Raw genomic sequence first — 16,178 nt, 5'->3', positions numbered from 1 at the left:
GCTGCGCCGTGCTTCATGGTTCATGGCGAACCGCCGTCTGCGGGCGGTCCTCGACGATGGCGACGGTGACGCCATCGAACGCGGTTTTGGGGACGATCAGCTGCCCGCGCGGGCTGGCGATCAGTGCGCATGGCTCGCACACGCCGGCCACGCCGACGTTCTGCTGCACCCAGTCGGATGGCTGCCCCGTCCAGCCGCGCGCAGCCACATCCTCGCGGGCGATCACGCGCAGCGGCAGCGCATGCCGCTCGCAGAATGCCAGCAGGCCGGCTTCGTCGGCCTTGAGATCGATGGTGGCGACCTCGCGCACTTCGGCGAGGCTGCGCGTACCCAGCGCGCTCAGTACCGCGCGTTCGATATCGTGCAGCGGCTTGCCGCGACGGCAGCCTATGCCCAGCGTCAGCGGCTTCAGCGCCTCGGTGGCGGTGGTGACGGCGGGGGTGGCGCCGGTGAGCCGGGCCACCTGGTAGGCCAGTGTATTGGCGCCGCCCTCATGGCCGGACAGCAGTGGAATGGCGAAGCGTGCCGCTTCGTCCAGTACCACCGCCGCCGGGTCGCTGTACTTGCTCGCCGGCAGGCCGTCGAGGTAGCGCACCGCGATGCCGCTCGCCATCACCAGCACCCACTGGCGGTGCTGGTGGAAGCAGCGGCGGAACTGCTCGCGCGGGCTGCCGCCCGGTGTCAGCCACGGCTGGTACAGCGTGGCGCCCAGCGCTGCGGCCAACCTTTGGCCCAGCGGCAGGGCGTCGTCGCGCACCAGCCAGATCGCGATATCGCTCACGCGCTGTCCTTCGCCTTCTGCTTGCTCGGGCGCGGGGTCTTGCGGTCGGTGCCGTCGCGGAAAATATGGGTGAAGCCGGCGGCGTACAGGCTGGACTCCACGCCGCCTTCGCGCGACAGCGCGTGGCCGACCAGCAGCAGCGTGGTCAGCAGCCAGTCCTTCTGCTTCACCTCGCTCATCAAGTTGGCGAGCGTGCTGCGGTGGATGGCCTGGTCGGGCCAGCTGGCGCGGCGCACCAGCGCCACCGGCGTGTCCGGCGGGTAGTGCAGCAGCAGGTCGGCAATGGTGTGCTTCAGCCGCTGGCCGGACAGGAAGATGCACATGGTGGCCTGGTGCTCGGCGAAGCGCGCGATCGACTCCAGCTCCGGCACCGCCGAGGCGCGGCCGGACACGCGGGTCAGGATGATGGACTGCGACACCGCCGGCCGGGTCAGCTCGCTGCCGAGCGCGGCGGCGGCGGCGGTGAACGAGGACACGCCGGGCACGATTTCGTAGCCGATGCCCAGTGCCTCCAGCCGGCGCATCTGCTCGGCGGTGGCGCCGTAGATGGCCGGGTCGCCGGAGTGCAGCCGCACCACGTCCTTGTCTTCAAGCTGGGCGCGGCGGTACAGCGCCTCCTGTTCGTCCAGCGACAGCTCGGCGGTGTCGAAGATTTCCGCGTCAGGCTTGCAGTGCTGCAGCATCTCGGCCGGCACCAAGGAGCCTGCGTACAGCACCATGGGCACGGCGCCCAGCAGGCGGCTGCCGCGCAGGGTGATCAGGTCGGCGGCGCCGGGGCCGGCGCCAATGAAATAGACTTTCATGGGTGGCGTTGCTCCCGGGCAGTTTTGCGGATCAGCATGGTGGCGAGGTAGCCGCTGGCATCGGCGCCAAGCTGGCTCACGTCGTTGCACAGCACTTCGCCGGGCAGGCCGATGCGGCGCGCAAACGCGCAGTGGCGGGCGATGCCCATATCGGCCAGCAGCCCGAGCACGTCCGGCAGCCGCGTGCCTATCTTCATCAGCACCACGATATCGTGGCTGGCGATGTCGGCACGCAACGCGACCATGTCGTCCGGGCAGGGCAGTATCAATATCCGTTCCTTGCCTTCGCCCAGCGGCCAGGACAGCGCCGAGGCGGTGGCGGCGAAGCTGGTCACGCCGGGGAAGGTGGTGTGGGCCAGGCCCGGCAGCTGGTCGCGCAGCGCGGCGAGCAGGTAGCCGTAGGTGGAGTAGGTCATCGAGTCGCCTATGGTCAGGTAGGCGACGTGGCGGCCCGCGGTCAGTTCGGTGGCCACCGCTGCGGCCAACTCGCCGTAGTGGCTGGACAGCACGCTGCGGTCCGGGTCCATCTGGAACTCGATCTCGCGGAATTTCTGCTCCGGGATGGCGAGGCCGGCCAGGCACTGGCGGGCGACAGAAACCTCGCTGCCACGCGCGCGCGGCAGGTAGATCAGGTCGGCCTGCTGCAGCGCGGCCAGCGCCGCTACCGGAATCAGCCCGGCAGGGCCGGGGCCGACGCCTACGCCGGTGAAGTGTCCGAGGTTCATGCTGCCTCTCCTAGCGGCGTCCCATCCATGCTGAACAGGCGCACCGCCACGCGGTCCGCGTTTGGCACCCTGGGCGCCATCAGCGCGGCGACGCGGCGCTCGATTTCCATCCAGTAGCCGCGCGCGTCGGCCTGGGTTCTCATGATTTGCACTACGTTTTCCACGGTATTGGCTTTCTCGATCTGGTCGACGAGGTCGGCGGCAAAGCCCATTTCGGCGGCCACGGCGGCAACCGGGCCCATCGCCATGCCGCTCTTGCTGGAGTGGGTGTCCCACACGCCATCGAGTAGCTTGGCGATCTTGCCGGGGTGGCCCAGCACCCACAGCGTGCCAAGCCTCGTCTGTTGTTCTTGCAGCGTCGCCTGCGTGTAGTCCAGCGATACGCCGACGAAGTTGGCAATCTGTACCACTTCCTTTTTTTCCAGCTGCAGCGTGTCGGCGGCGTAGCCGCGGCCGATCTTGCCCGGCGTGAAGGCGATGGCGGCCGGGCGGTGGCCCAGCGCCACGCGGATATACACCTCGATCGACGCCATCCACGCCGCCAGCGACATCGGTTCCACGATGCCGCTGGTGCCGAGTATCGAGATGCCGCCGACGATGCCCAGCATCGGGTTGAAGGTGCGTTTGGCGATTCTGTCGCCATCGACGCAGCCGATGGCGAGGTCGAAGCCGGGGTTGGCCGCACCGTTCAGCACTTCGTCCACCGCCCACTGCATCATCTGGCGCGGCACTGGGTTGATTGCCGGCTCGCCGGGCGGAATGCGCAGGCCCGGCTGGGTAACGGTGCCGACGCCGGCGGCGGCGATGAAGCGAACCGCGCCGCTGCCATTCACTGCGACCTCGGCAAAGATGGTCGCGCCGTCGGTATTGTCCGGGTCGTCGCCGCCGTACTTCAGCACCTCGGCGCGCACCACGCCGCCGGCCAGCCGCGCCACCTTCTCCACCGGCACCAGCAGGTAGTAGTCCGGGTCCGGCAGGCTCACCTCCACCTCGCTCTCTGTTTCGCCGCGCAGCAGCAGCGTCAGCGCCGCCTTTACCGCGGCGGTGGCGCAGCTGCCGGTGGTGCGGCCGCGGCGCAGGCCGTTGGGGGCCGGCGTGGCGAGGTCGTAGGGGCGGCGGGCAGGGTCGCTCATTGCGCGGCTTGCTGTTCCTGGTTTTCGCGGTACACGCGGTCTATTGCCGCGATCATCATCGCGTTCACCGCCGAGGCCGCCCACGGCGAGCCGCCACGGGTGCCGCGGTTGGTGATGCGCGGCACCTGCATCAGGCGCGCCAGCTCCTCCTTGCATTCGCGGGTGCCGACAAAGCCCACCGGCAGGCCGACCACCAGCTGCGGGCGCCAGCCATGCTCGCGCACCAGCCGCACCACTTCCATGATGGCGGTGGGCGCATCGCCTATCGCCACCACCACGTCGTTGCCGAATTTCTGCCAGGCGCGGCGGATGCCGGCGGCCGAGCGGGTAATGCCCTGCGCCCTGGCGAGCAGGTGGGTTTCCTCGTCGTGCACGCCGCACCAGGTTTCCACGCCCAGCTGGTCCAGCACCGCGCGCTTGAGGCCGGTCTGCACCATGGTGACGTCGGCAACGATGCGGCGGCAGCGCAGCAGCGCGCGGATGCCGGTTTCCACCGCGCCGGGCGAAAACACCAGGTCGTCGACGATGTCGAAATCGCCGCTGGTGTGCACCAGGCGCTTGAGCACGATCTGGTGATCGGCCGGCACCGCGGACCAGTCACGCCCTTCGTCGATGATGCGCATGCTCTCCGCTTCGATCGGGTGCGGCACATAGGGCGGCCACGTCTCTGCCGGCGCCGGCGCGGCATCGTTGCGGCCCAGCAGGCCGCGCACCAGGCCGTGGTGGCCCTGCTGCGGCGTGCCGACCTGTTCCTCGAAACCGACGATCTGCACCCGGTACTTGCACAGCGCGCAATTCATCGCGGCGCGGCCTTCCACGCCCTCCTGCGCGCGTTCCAGGAACACATCGGCCACGTGCGGGTGCACGCCGAGATAGCCGGCCGGCAGCACCTCGATCTCCGGGTGGCGGGCGGCCAGGTCGTCTACCGCAGCGTAGATGCGCTTCACCAGCACGCCGTCGAACAGGAAGTAGGGCAACACCACGATGCGGCGGTGGCCCAGCAGCGCGGCGGCGCGCAGGCCGTCGGCCACCAGCGGCCTGGCGGTGCCGGAATAGCAGACGAAGGAGGTGCCGAAGCCCATGCCTTCTTCCAGCATGCGGGTGAGCTTGGAGATCTCGGAGTTGGCGTCCGGGTCGCTGGTGCCGCGTCCGACCACCACCAGGCAGGTATCGGCGCGCGACACGGTGCTGGCCGAGCGCGCTTCTGCCTCGATGATGCGTTCGCGGCACAGCGCCAGCAGTTTCGGGTGCAGGTCCATCGCCGCGCCGAAGTGGAAGCCGGTATCCGGGTGTGCCTGCTGCAGTGCCAGCAGCTCGCTCGGCATGTCGTTCTTGGCGTGGGTGGCGGCCAGCAGCACGCCCGGCACCATCACCACCGTGCTGGCGCCGGCGGCGATCACCGAGGCTACCGCCTGGTCTATGGTCGGGGTGGCGAATTCGAGGAAACCATGCTCGACGGTGCGGCCGCCGGCGCGCTCGCGCAGCAGCGCCACCAGCGCCATGAATTCATTGACCCCGTCCGGGTCGCGGCTGCCGTGGCCGGCCAGCACGATGGCGTAATCGTTGGCGCTCATTTGTGGGTCGGCTCGATCTGGCTGTCCATCGGCTGCAGCGTGCGGATCAGCATGATGCTCATGTCGGAGAAGCGCTGCTCGGCGCATGCGGCCAACGTGCCGTGCCACTCGGCATCGCCACGGGTCAGGTTCTCCCACACTTCGACGCGGTGCTCGGCCGGGATGCCGTTTTCCAGCAGGTAGGCGGCGATGTGCCAGGGCATGAAGGAGCGCGCCTCGTCCCACGGGCAGGGAATCACGATGGCGTTGCGCTGATCCTGCAGTACGTGCACCAGGTGGCGCTTGAACGGGGTCAGGTCGCCACGGCGGTGGAAGGTGACGAAGGTGGTTTCGTCGAAGCACACCTTGGCGCGCGAGGCGAGGATCTGTGCCGACGAAATGCCCGGGATGGTGTCCACCGGGTGGCCGCAGGCGCGCTCGACGCGCTCCAGGTACTGGAAGCCGCTGAAGTGGATGTCGCCCATGAACACCACCACGCACTTCTTGCCGGCGTGGTGACGCTCGGCAACGATGTCCAGCTGCGCCACCTGGTCGCGGTAGCCCATCTGGATCACCTCGGCAGTGTCCGGGATCAGCGAGCGCACCACGTCGATCACCGCGTTGAAGCCGGCCACCACGTCGGCCTCGCGTATCAGTTGCGCCGAGCGTTGCGGCAGGTAGCCGATATCGCCGGGGCCGGCGCCGATGCAGACAATCATGTGGATTCCTTTTCAATGGTTTGGCCGTGCGCCGGCAGGCGGGCAAGGCCCACGGTGGGGCCTACCACCACCAGTGCCGGGCTGCCGAGGCCGGCAGCGGCAACCGCGCTGGCCAGTGTCGCCAGCGTGGCGACCACCTGACGCTGCTGCGGGCGGGTGCCGTACTGGATCGCCGCCGCCGGGGTGTCGGCCGGCAGGCCGTGTTGCAATTGTGCGGTGATGAAGCCGAGCCGGCTCATCCCCATGTAGATCACCAGCGTCATGCCGCTGGCGGCCAGCGCCGCCCAGTCCGGCTCGTCGCCCTGGTGGGTGTGGCCGGAGACGAAGGTGACGCCGTGCACGTAGTCGCGGTGGGTCAGCGGAATGTCCAGCGTGGCCGGTACCGCCAGGCCGGCGGTGATGCCGTTGACCACTTCCACTTCGATGCCGGCGGCCTGCAGCGTCTGCATTTCCTCGCCACCACGGCCGAACACGAAGGGGTCGCCGCCCTTGACGCGGGCGACGCAGTGGCCGGCGCGCGCCGCGGCCAGCAGCCGCGCCTCGATATCGGCCTGCGCCACCGAGGCACAGCCGCCGCGTTTGCCGACGTAGACCACCTCGGCGTGCTGCGGCACGAACTGCAGCACCTCGGGGTTGGCCAGGTCGTCGATCAGCACCACGTCGGCCAGGCCGAGGCGGCGTACCGCCTTCAGCGTCAGCAGTTCCACGTCGCCGGGGCCGGCACCTATCAGGTAAACCTTGCCCGGCTTCATTGCGGCAGCCTTTGGCGGATGGTCATGGTCAGCTGCTCGCTGCCGAGCTGCTCCAGCGGCAGGTAGTCGGCCTGCAGCACCTGTGCCAGTTCACGGGCGCGGCCCAGCTTGACGAAGCCTTCCTCGGTATCCAGCACCAGCGCCGGCGTGCCGAGCCCGGCAATGCTTGCGGCCAACGTCAAGGCTTCGCGCCACGGGTCGGCGCCGGCGTCGAGCGCGATATTGGCGCGGCCATCGGACAGCAGCACCAACAGCGGCGTCAGCTCGTTCTGTTTCGCCAGCGTCTGCGCGGCCAGCTGCAGGGCGTGGGCGAGCGGGGTGCGCCCGCCGGTGGGCAGCTCGCGCAGCGCCTGCTCTGCCTGTTCCACCTGGCGGGTAGGCGCCAGCACCAGTTCGGCCGCATCGGCGCGGAAGGCGATCACCGCCACCTGGTCGCGGCGCTGGTAGGCGTCCTGCAGCAGGCCCAGCACGCAGGACTTCACCAGTTCCATGCGGCGGCGCGCCGCCATCGAGCCGGAGGCGTCCACCACCAGCAGGATCAGATTGCCCTCGCGGCCGGCGCGCACTTTCTGGTGCAGGTCGGCGCGGGTGACGCTGAAATCGTTGGGGTTGCGCAGCAGCGCGTGGCGCAGGGTGGCATCCACCGCCAGCTGGCTGGGCGCCTCGTTTTTCACCGCACTCACACTGTGGCCGCGCCGGGTGCCGCTGACGCTGCTGCGCCGGCCGCTGGCATCGTGCGCGCCAAGCGCAGTGACTTCTATGCGGCCAACTTCGGCCGCCGGGCCGGCGGCGAATAGCTGTTCGGCGGCGTGGCCGGGCTGCTCGTGGCCATCATCCGATGCGTTGTCCGGCGCCTCGTCCGGTGCGTCTGCCTCGCCGTGGCCGGATTCATGCGGCGGTGGCGGAGGCGGCGGCGCGGCCTGGCGCGTCAGCTCGTCGAGCTTGTCACGATCCAGGCCGGGCTGTTCGAACGGCTTCTTGCGGCGGCGGTGCGGCAGCACCAGTTCGGCGGCATCGCGCACGTCTTCCGCCGTTACCGTGTCGCGGCCGGCCAGCGCGGCAATGGCGCGCGCCGCCTTGTGCATCACGATGTCGGCGCGCAGGCTGGCTACCTCGAACTCGCAGCACAGCTGGCTGATGAAGGCGAGCAGCGAATCGGGCAGGGCGACGCCGGCGATCGTGTCCTGCGCGCTGCGAATGGTGGCGCGCAGTGCGTCGGTATCCGCCTGCCAGCTGGCGATGAAGCCCGCCGGGTCGGCCTCGAACGCCAGCCGGCGACGCACCACCTCGGTACGGATGGCCGGCTCGCGCGGCGCGCTCACTTCCACCATCAGGCCGAAACGGTCCAGCAGCTGCGGGCGCAGTTCGCCTTCCTCCAGGTTCATGGTGCCAAGCAGGGTGATGCGTGCCGGGTGGCTGATCGCCAGCCCCTCGCGCTCCACCGTGTTGCGGCCCATTGCCGATACGTCCAGCAGCACGTCCACCAGGTGGTCGGCCAGCAGGTTGACCTCGTCGATATACAACAGGCCGCGGTGCGCGGCGGCGAGCAGGCCGGGCTGGAACGCTTTTTTGCCGTCCTTCAGTGCGCGCTCGAAGTCGAGGCTGCCCAGCACGCGGTCCTCGGTGGCGCCCAGCGGCAGGTTGACGAAGGGCACCGGCGAATGGCGGTGTTCGGCGTGGCTGCTCTGGCAGGGCTCGCATTCGGCCAGCGGCGCGTCCGGCGCGCAGTTGAAGGCGCAGCCGGCCACGCGCCGGATCGGCGGCAGCACGTCGGTGAGGCCGCGCGCGGCAGTGCTCTTGGCGGTGCCCTTGTCGCCGCGGATCAGCACGCCGCCCAGGGTCGGGTCGATGGCGCACAGCAGCAGCGCGCGCTTGAGCTGTTCCTGGCCGACGATGGCGGCAAAGGGGTAGTTGTGTCTCATGGTGTCGGGTTCTCGCCGCGTGCTTCCAGCTGCGCTTCGCTTTGCAGGTGCAGCGCCTGCAGCGCCGCCAGCGTTTCCGGCCGGGGTTCTGCCCACAGCTGGCGCTGCGCGGCTTCCAGCAGCCGTTCGGTGATGGCGCCGAGCGCCCACGGGTTGCTCTCGGCGAAGAATTGCTGCATGGCCGGGTCGAAGGCATAGGTCTCTGCCAGCTGCTCGTACACCCAGTCGTCCACCACGTGGGCGGTGGCATCGTAGCCGAACAGGTAGTCCACCGTGGCGGTCAGTTCCAGCCCGCCCTTGTAGCCGTGCTGCTGGATGCTGGCGATCCACTTGGGGTTGGCCACGCGCGAGCGGAACACGCGCAGCACCTCCTCCTTCAGCCCGCGCACCGCCGGGTTGTCCGGGTTGTGGCTGTCGCCGAAGTAGTGGCGCGGCTGGCGGCCGGTCAGGCTGCGGATGGTGGCGATCATGCCGCCGTGGTACTGCAGGTAGTCGTCGCTGTCGAAAATGTCGTGCTCGCGGTTGTCCTGGTTGTGCAGCGCCACCTCCACGCCGGACAGGCGATGGCGGAAGGCGTCGCGCGCGTCGGCGCCATTGGCCAGCCGGCCGTAGGCGTAGCCGCCCCAGTTGATGTAGGCGGTGGCGAAGTCGGCGTCGGTCTCCCAGTTCTGCTCGTTGATCAGCGGCAGGATGCCGGCGCCGTAGGTGCCGGGCTTGGAGCCGAACACGCGGTACAGCGCCTGCTGTTCGGTGTCGGCTGCGGCTTCCCGGGCGAACAGCTGCTGCTTGAGGTCCGCCAGGTAGTGCTTGCGCACGAAGTTCTGTTCGACAGGCTCGTCGAGGCGCGCCACGGTGTGTACCGCCTCGTCCACCAGGTGGATCAGGTGCGGGAAGGCATCGCGGAAGAAACCGCTGATGCGCACCGTCACGTCGATGCGCGGGCGACCCAGCTCGGCCAGCGGAATCACCTCGATGCCGGCCACGCGGCGGCTCTCGGCCTGCCAGCGCGGGCGCACGCCGAGCAGCGCCAGGATCTGCGCGATGTCGTCGCCGTGGGTGCGCATGGCGCTGGTGCCCCACACGCTGATGCTGACCGACTCCGGATCGTGGCCGGTTTCCTTGCGATGCCGCGCCAGTACCTCGCCGGCCAGTTCGGTGCCGATGCGCCATGCCGCCTGCGACGGCAGGCTGCGCGGGTCCACCGAGTAGAAATTGCGGCCGGTGGGCAGCACATGCGCCATGCCGCGGGTGGGTGCGCCGCTGGGGCCGGCCGGCACGTAGCCGCCGGCAAGGCCGCGCAGCAGGTTGGCAATCTCTTCCGTGGTGCGCGCGAGGTTGGGCACCAGTTCGCGGCAGACGTAGCCGAGGGTGGTCCCGAGCGTGTCGCTGGCGCCGATGCCGGGCAGCGTTGCGGCCAACGTTGTGTCGATCGCGGCCGCGTCGAAGTCGCTGTCGGCCAGGCCGGCAATCAGCTGCCGCCCCAGCGCGCGGATGGCGTCATGGGCGTCGGCACGGGTGACCAGCGGGCTGTCGCTCAGGCGCTGCAGCGCCTCCGGCACGGCAGCCAGGCGCTTGCCCTGTTCGTCCTGCAGCATCTGCCAGTCCACGCCCAGCGCCGCGGCCACGCCGGCCGGCAGGCCGGGAATCGCCAGATTGGGCAGGCGCACCAGCGCGCACACCATGTCGATCAGCGCCGCATCCTGCGGCACCTTGCCGAGGATGTGCAGGCCGTCGCGGATCTGCGCCGCGCCCAGCTCGCACAGGTAGCCGTCGATGTCCTCGATCAGGTGCGCCACGTCCACGCCTTCCATCTTGGCCAGCGTCAGCGGCACGCCGTCCTCGTTCAGCGTGTCATCCCACTCGTGATCGTGGTCATGGTGATGGTCGCCATGATGGTCATGATGGTGGTGGTCGTGATGGTGATCATGGCCATGGCCATGGTGATGCCCGTGGCCGTGCTGATGGTGCGCCTGGGCCGGGCTCAGCCGGTACTTGCCGCTGGCCTCAACCGGCCGGGCCGCCGCCGGTTTGGCTGCTTGCAGCCGGTATTTGCCGGCAGCCGGCTGTGGGGTGTGCTGATGGTGGTCGTGATCATGGTCATGGTCGTGATCATGGTCGTGCTTGAGCATCGCCGCCAGGTCGGTATCGAGCCTGGCTTCCTTGATCAGGTCCCAGATCTGCTGCTGCAGCAGCGGCAGCTTGGCCGGGTCCAGCATCTCCACCTGGTAGTACTCGTCCACCAGCTGGGTCAGCTGCGCCAGCGGCCCGTAGGTGTCGGCGGTGGTCATCGGCGGGGTCAGGTGGTCGATGATTACCGAATGCGCGCGGCGCTTGGCCTGCGAGCCTTCGCCCGGGTCGTTGAGGATGAAGGGGTAGAACATCGGCAGCTCGCCGAGCAGTGCGTCCGGGAAGCAGTTTTCCGACACGCCCACGCCCTTGCCGGGCAGCCATTCCAGCGTGCCGTGCTTGCCGACGTGCACGATGGCGTCGGCGCGCCAGTCGTCGCGCAGCCAGCAGTACAGCGCGTAGTAGTGGTGAGTGGGCGGCAGGTCGGGGGTGTGGTAGATCGCGTCCGGGTCCATGCCGTAGCCGCGCGGCGGCTGCAGCGCCACGAAGGCGTTGCCGTATTCCAGGCCGGCGAACACCAGTTTGTTGTCGTGCACATAGGCCTGGCCCGGCGCCGCGCCCCAGCGCTGCTGCATCTTGTCCTGCAGCGCGGGTGGCAGCTGGGCGAACCACTCGGCATAGCGCGCCGCCGGTACGCTGGCCACCGCCTGCTGTAGTTGCGTGGCGGTGAGGTAGTCCTCGTCGTAGGCGCCGCGGTCGATCAGGGTGTGGATCAGCGCGTCGCTCGATTCGGGCAGGTCGGGTAGGTGGTAGCCCGCCTCGCGCATGGCGTGCAGCAGGGCGAACAGCGAGGCCGGGGAGTCCAGGCCGACGGCGTTGCCGATCTGCGAGGCCTTGCTGTTGGAGTTGGTGAAGATGAAGGCGATGCGCTTCTTGTCGTTTGGCGTGCGGCGCAGCGCCACCTGGCGCGCGGCAATGCCGGCCACGCGGCGCGCCCGGTCCGGCAGCGGCGCGTATTCGGTTTCGTCCTGCTCGTGCTTGAACGAGATCGGCACGCCGATGATGCGGCCGTCGAACTCCGGCAGCGCCACGTTCATCGCGGTGTCGAGCGGGTTGAGGCCGCGCTCGGACGCCTGCCACTGCGCCATGGTCATGCTGCTGGTGATGGCCTGGATCACCGGCAGGTCCAGCCGCTCGAACGCTGCCACCGACCAGCCGGCCGCGGTGGGGCCGTCGGCATTCACATCGCCCATGGCGAACGAGGTGGTATTGATCAGCGCATCGATACGGCTGGCATCGCCGTCGGCGAAGAAGTCCAGCGCCGCCGGCAGGCCGGATGCGCCCAGCGTGCGCAGCGAGGCGGTGTACACCGGCAGCGCGTTGAGCTGGCGCTCGGCCAGCGCATCGACCAGCTGGTCGATGAAGCGGGTGTTGCCGGACAGCCAGTGCGCCCGGTAGAAGGTGATGCCCACGGTTGGCCAGGCAGGGTTGCAGACTGCCTGCCAGTCATCCAGCGTGGCCAGGCCCGCCAGCTCCGGGTGGTAGATGCCGTGATCGGGCAGCGCCGCCGGCGGCAGGTAGCCGCAGCCGGTCATCAGCAGCCGGTCGGACAGGCAGCGCAAGAGCTGCGCCATATTGGCGGTGCCGCCCGCCTGCAGGTAAGCAGTGGCCTCGTGCTGCAGTGCCGGCGGCACGCTGCACAGCGCCGCCAGTTCCGGGTCCGGCTCGCCGGTGCCGCTGACCACGATCAGCGCGCGGCCGTTCGCCTCGGCGTCGCGGCGCAGCGCGTCAAAGCCGGGCACGGCGCTGGCGCGGCCGAGCAGGCGCACCAGCAGCACGCGTGCTGCGGCCAACGTTGAGCCGAGCAGCGCTTCCATGCGCGCCGGGCTGTCCACGGTTTGCAGGTTCACCGCCTCGACGGCGGCAAAGTCGTCCGGCAGCAGCGCGCGGGCGCGCGCCAGCGCCGACAGGTCGGTGCCGGCGTGGCTAAGCAGTACGATGCGGGCGCTCATGGCTGCTCCTCCGCGTCGATATCGCCGATGCCAAGCCGGTGGAAGATCAGCGGCTCCACCGGGCAGTCGTCACGCAGGTGTTCGCTGACGATGCGCTGGATGGCGGCGGCGTCCACCCGGCGGTACCAGACGCCGTCCGGGTACACCGCCACGATGGGGCCTTCCTTGCATACCGCGAAGCAGTGGGTGCGGGTGCGCTTCACGCGCAGGCCGTCGCAGGCGTCTATGCTCTGGCCGAGCAGCTTGAACATCGCCTCGGCGGTGGCGCCGTTCTCGGTGCAGCGCGGGCCGGTGCACATCAGCACGTGTTTGTAGTGGGTTCTCATTGGCTGTTCCGGATGTTGCCGTAGCGCAGGTCGTAGCCGCGCCATTTGTAGATGGCGGCCGATATTGCCCAGCTGGCGAGAAACACGCCTATCACCAGGTAGCCGAAATTGGCGAGGCTCTGGTTCATGGTGGCTACCACGTCCCAGAACGCGCCGGTGAGTTGCAGCTGGTTGGCCAGCAGGCCGAGTGCCTCCAGGCCGCCGATGCCGAAGGCGACCAGCACCGACACGGTGGTGATGGTCAGGTTGTACCAGATCTTGCGCACCGGGTTGACGAAGGCCCAGCCGTAGGCGCCGACCATCAGCATGCTGTCCAGCGTGTCGACGAGTGCCATGCCGACGGTGAACAGCACCGGGAACACCATTACCGACCACAGCGAGCTGCCATGCGATGCGTGCGAGGCGGATACCGAGAACAGGCCGATCTCGGTAGCGGTGTCAAAGCCGAGCCCGAACAGGAAGCCGATGGGGAACATGTGCCAGCTGCGGGTCACCAGCCGGAACAGCGGGCGGAACAGGCGGGCGAGAAAACCATGCCCGGCCAGCAGCATGTCCATTTCCTCCTCGCTGACGGCCTCGCCGCGCTTCACGCGCTGGAAGCTGCGCCACACCCCCTTGAGGATCACCAGGTTGGTGACGGCGATGGCCAGCAGGAAGAAGGCCGACACGCCGATGGACACGACGCCGCCCAGTTCGCGGAAGGCGCCGAAGCGGCTTTGCAGCGCGGCGGTGGTGCTGACGATCACCGCCACCGCCAGCAGGATCAGCGTTGAATGGCCGATGGAAAAGAAGAAGCCGACCGCCAGCGGGCGCTGGCCGTCCTGCATCAGCTTGCGCACCACATTGTCGATGGCGGCGATATGGTCGGGGTCGACGGCATGGCGCAGGCCGAACAGGTAGGCCAGCAGCGCGGTGGCAAGCAGGGTGGGTTGGCCGGCGAAGGCAGTCAGCGCCCAGGCCCAGGCGAGCAGGTTGGCCGCAAGCAGCCCGGTTAGCATCAGGGCCGAGGCGCGGCGGGTGGAAACGGCATGAAACGAAAGTGGGCGCGGCAATGGCTTGGCCATATTGGGGTCCCCTGGTAGGAACATCGCCGCGAGTAAGGACAAGACGACCAGCTGTGGCCGCGTGTTGCTATCCCCCGGTACACCCCGCCCGGTTTCAACCCACGTCGACTGAAGATAATGGCCGGTCTCCTGGCTCGTGCGTCATTGCCTTGCGTCGCCTTCCCGGGCCGGGCCCAGTGGCATGTGACGCAGGCTCGTCACTTACAGTTGCGGGGGCAGCTGCGGTATCTCACCGCATTCCCGTTTCACCCTTTACGGGCACCATCATTTGCAGCGGCGGATGATACGTGATGGGGCCTGGCTTGTGAATCCTGCTCCGGGTGGAGCAGCGGGCCGATGGCTGCCAGCGCGGCCTGCAGTCTTTGCCAGTCGGCCTCGCCGGCCGGCAGGCCGAAGCGCAGGCTGGACGATTCGGCGAAATACCGGCACAGCACGCCGCAGCGGGCGAGGGCATCGTGCAGCACCGCCGCCTGCGGGTGCCGCAGCCACTGGAACAGCGCGCTGCTGCCGTCCGGCACCAGGCTATGCTGGCGCAGCATGGCGCCAAGCCGGGCGCTGTCGTGCGCCAGGCGCAGCCGGGTGTCGTGCTGCCAGGCGGTGTCCTGCAGTGCCGCCTTCACCGCCTGCCGCGCCGGGCCGGCCAGCGTCCACGGCCCCAGTTCCTCACGCAGCTGCGCAAGCAGCTCGGGCCAGGCGAACACGAAGCCGGCGCGCGCGCCGGCCAGGCCAAAGAACTTGCCTATCGAGCGCAGCACCACCAGGCCCGTTGCGCCGATGAAGGGCAGCAGGCTGTTGTCCGGCGTGCAGTCCATGAATGCCTCGTCTACCACCAGCCAGCCGCCACGGGCCGCCAGCCGCTCGCGCCAGCGGTTCAGCTGGCTGGCCGGCGCGTGCCAGCCGGTCGGGTTGTTGGGGTTGACCAGCAGCAGCACATCGACGGCATCGACGGCCGCTTCCAGCTCATCCGGCGCCAGGCGCAGCACCTGGTGCCCGCGCCGCTGCCAGGCGTGGGCGTGCTCGGCGTAGCTGGTGGCCAGCATGCCGACAACGCCGCGCGGGCGCAGCAGCGGCAGCGCCTGGATTGCCGGCTGCGAGCCGGCCACCGGCAGTAGCGCATCGCTGCCGTAGTAGGCCGCGGCGGCGGCCTCCAGGCCATCGTTTTCTTCCGGCAGCCGTTGCCAGCAGCTTGCCGGCAGGGCGGGCACCGGCCAGCCCTGCGGGTTCAGCCCGGTGGACAGGTCCAGCCAGTCCCCGAGCGGGATGCCGTAGCGGTGCGCCGCCGCCAGGATGCCGCCACCATGGTCAAGCATGCAGCCACCCTCCGGCGAGGGCGAGCGCCACCCACAGCCACAGGCCGTGGTCGACCAGCCGCATCGCGCGGCTGATGTCGTGCGTGCCGGGCATGCGGCCAACCCCCAGCGCCGGGCGCTGCTTCAGGCTGCCGTGGTAGCGGGCGGCGCCACCCAGCATCACGCCGAGCGACCCGGCGCCGGCGGCCATTACCGGGCCGGCGTTCGGGCTGTACCAGGTAGGCGCCTGCTGGCGCCAGCAGCGCCAGCCGTCGCGGAGATTGCCAAGAACGATGTAGGTCAGGGCGGTGAGCCGGGCCGGGATGTAGTTCATCACGTCGTCAAAGCGTGCTGCGGCCCAGCCAAAGTGCAGGTAGCGCTGGTTTTTGTAGCCCCACATTGCGTCCAGGGTATTGGCGAGCCGGTACAGCACCACACCCGGCGCGCCCAGCAGCAGGAACCAGAACACCGCGGCGAACACCGCGTCGCTGCCGTTTTCCAGTACCGATTCAATGGTGGCGCGCGCTACGTCCGGTGCGGCCAGGGTGGCGGTTTCGCGGCTGACGATCATGCCGACCCGCTGGCGGGCCAGCGGCAGATCGTCGCCGTGCAGCGCATCGACCACCGCCTGCGCGTGCTGGCCCAGGCTCCTGGTGCCAATGGCGAGGTAGAGCAGCACGACGCTGGCAACGCCGCCAAGGTAGGGCAGCCGCGCCAGCAGGGCCGCCAGCAGGCTGAACGGCAACAGCAGCATGGCAATGCCGAGCACGCCGCGCAGCCGCATTTGCAGCATGGATGCGTGGTCGGGGTCGGGGTCGGCCGGGTAGAGCGCCGCCTCGACGCGCCGCACCAGGCTGCCGAAACCCACCAGCGGATGCCAGCGGCGCGGCTCGCCCAGCAGTTTGTCGAGCAGTACCGCCAGCAGCAGAAAAACGGAAGTGAACACCGGATGCGCCTATATAATCTCGGCCTTTCTGGTCGGTGCTGCCGCGCCTGGGGCGCGATCTGGCTACCGACAGCCGAATCGAAAGA

General features: G+C 69.3%; 13 protein-coding genes and 1 riboswitch. All 13 genes read right to left on the bottom strand.

The window, feature by feature from the left end:
- Positions 1-13 precede the first annotated feature (13 nt).
- The 13 genes from PSELUDRAFT_RS15975 to cbiB all read right to left on the bottom strand — a co-directional run bounded on the left by PSELUDRAFT_RS15975 (position 14) and on the right by cbiB (position 16,092).
- Positions 14-781 carry a cobalamin biosynthesis protein gene (locus PSELUDRAFT_RS15975; protein WP_088967777.1) on the bottom strand — a complete coding sequence of 256 codons (768 nt, stop codon included), beginning with the start codon at positions 779-781 and terminating at the stop codon, positions 14-16.
- A complete protein-coding gene (gene cobM / locus PSELUDRAFT_RS15970) occupies positions 778-1,584 on the bottom strand; it encodes a precorrin-4 C(11)-methyltransferase (protein WP_088967776.1) in 807 nt (268 codons plus the stop codon). Before cobM ends, PSELUDRAFT_RS15975 begins: the two co-directional genes overlap by 4 nt.
- Positions 1,581-2,309, bottom strand: coding sequence for a precorrin-2 C(20)-methyltransferase (gene cobI / locus PSELUDRAFT_RS15965; protein ID WP_088967775.1), 729 nt, complete (start codon positions 2,307-2,309; stop codon positions 1,581-1,583). The genes cobM and cobI overlap by 4 nt, the downstream gene beginning before the upstream one ends.
- Positions 2,306-3,442 (bottom strand): cobalt-precorrin-5B (C(1))-methyltransferase CbiD, encoded by a 1,137-nt coding sequence (gene cbiD / locus PSELUDRAFT_RS15960; protein ID WP_088967774.1) that lies wholly within the window; start codon positions 3,440-3,442, stop codon positions 2,306-2,308. The genes cobI and cbiD overlap by 4 nt, the downstream gene beginning before the upstream one ends.
- On the bottom strand, positions 3,439-5,016 hold the full coding sequence (locus PSELUDRAFT_RS15955; protein ID WP_088967773.1) for a precorrin-8X methylmutase: 1,578 nt from the start codon (positions 5,014-5,016) through the stop codon (positions 3,439-3,441). Before PSELUDRAFT_RS15955 ends, cbiD begins: the two co-directional genes overlap by 4 nt.
- Positions 5,013-5,714, bottom strand: coding sequence for a cobalt-precorrin-7 (C(5))-methyltransferase (locus PSELUDRAFT_RS15950; RefSeq protein WP_088967772.1), 702 nt, complete (start codon positions 5,712-5,714; stop codon positions 5,013-5,015). Before PSELUDRAFT_RS15950 ends, PSELUDRAFT_RS15955 begins: the two co-directional genes overlap by 4 nt.
- Entirely contained in the window at positions 5,711-6,466 is a 756-nt protein-coding gene (cobA, locus tag PSELUDRAFT_RS15945; RefSeq protein ID WP_088967771.1) for a uroporphyrinogen-III C-methyltransferase, read from the bottom strand. The genes PSELUDRAFT_RS15950 and cobA overlap by 4 nt, the downstream gene beginning before the upstream one ends.
- Positions 6,463-8,388 carry a putative cobaltochelatase gene (locus PSELUDRAFT_RS15940; protein ID WP_088967770.1) on the bottom strand — a complete coding sequence of 642 codons (1,926 nt, stop codon included), beginning with the start codon at positions 8,386-8,388 and terminating at the stop codon, positions 6,463-6,465. Before PSELUDRAFT_RS15940 ends, cobA begins: the two co-directional genes overlap by 4 nt.
- A complete protein-coding gene (locus PSELUDRAFT_RS15935; RefSeq protein WP_088967769.1) occupies positions 8,385-12,467 on the bottom strand; it encodes a cobaltochelatase subunit CobN in 4,083 nt (1,360 codons plus the stop codon). Before PSELUDRAFT_RS15935 ends, PSELUDRAFT_RS15940 begins: the two co-directional genes overlap by 4 nt.
- Positions 12,464-12,793, bottom strand: coding sequence for a ferredoxin (locus tag PSELUDRAFT_RS15930; RefSeq protein WP_088967768.1), 330 nt, complete (start codon positions 12,791-12,793; stop codon positions 12,464-12,466). Before PSELUDRAFT_RS15930 ends, PSELUDRAFT_RS15935 begins: the two co-directional genes overlap by 4 nt.
- The gene (locus PSELUDRAFT_RS15925) at positions 12,790-13,857 is read right to left on the bottom strand and encodes a HoxN/HupN/NixA family nickel/cobalt transporter (RefSeq protein ID WP_088967767.1); all 1,068 of its coding nucleotides are present in this window, start codon (positions 13,855-13,857) and stop codon (positions 12,790-12,792) included. The genes PSELUDRAFT_RS15930 and PSELUDRAFT_RS15925 overlap by 4 nt, the downstream gene beginning before the upstream one ends.
- Positions 13,858-13,958: 101 nt before the next feature.
- A riboswitch (cobalamin riboswitch) is annotated at positions 13,959-14,138 on the bottom strand.
- The gene (cobD, locus tag PSELUDRAFT_RS15920) at positions 14,103-15,167 is read right to left on the bottom strand and encodes a threonine-phosphate decarboxylase CobD (protein WP_157725161.1); all 1,065 of its coding nucleotides are present in this window, start codon (positions 15,165-15,167) and stop codon (positions 14,103-14,105) included. Its footprint overlaps the riboswitch before it by 36 nt.
- Complete coding sequence (gene cbiB, locus PSELUDRAFT_RS15915; protein WP_088967766.1) at positions 15,160-16,092, bottom strand: adenosylcobinamide-phosphate synthase CbiB; 933 nt, start codon at positions 16,090-16,092, stop codon at positions 15,160-15,162. Before cbiB ends, cobD begins: the two co-directional genes overlap by 8 nt.
- Between the last annotated feature and the right edge of the window lie 86 nt (positions 16,093-16,178).

It is taken from the genome of Vogesella sp. LIG4 (assembly GCF_900090205.1).
GTDB lineage: Bacteria > Pseudomonadota > Gammaproteobacteria > Burkholderiales > Chromobacteriaceae > Vogesella.
This window is presented reverse-complemented; position numbering and strand designations above follow the sequence as displayed.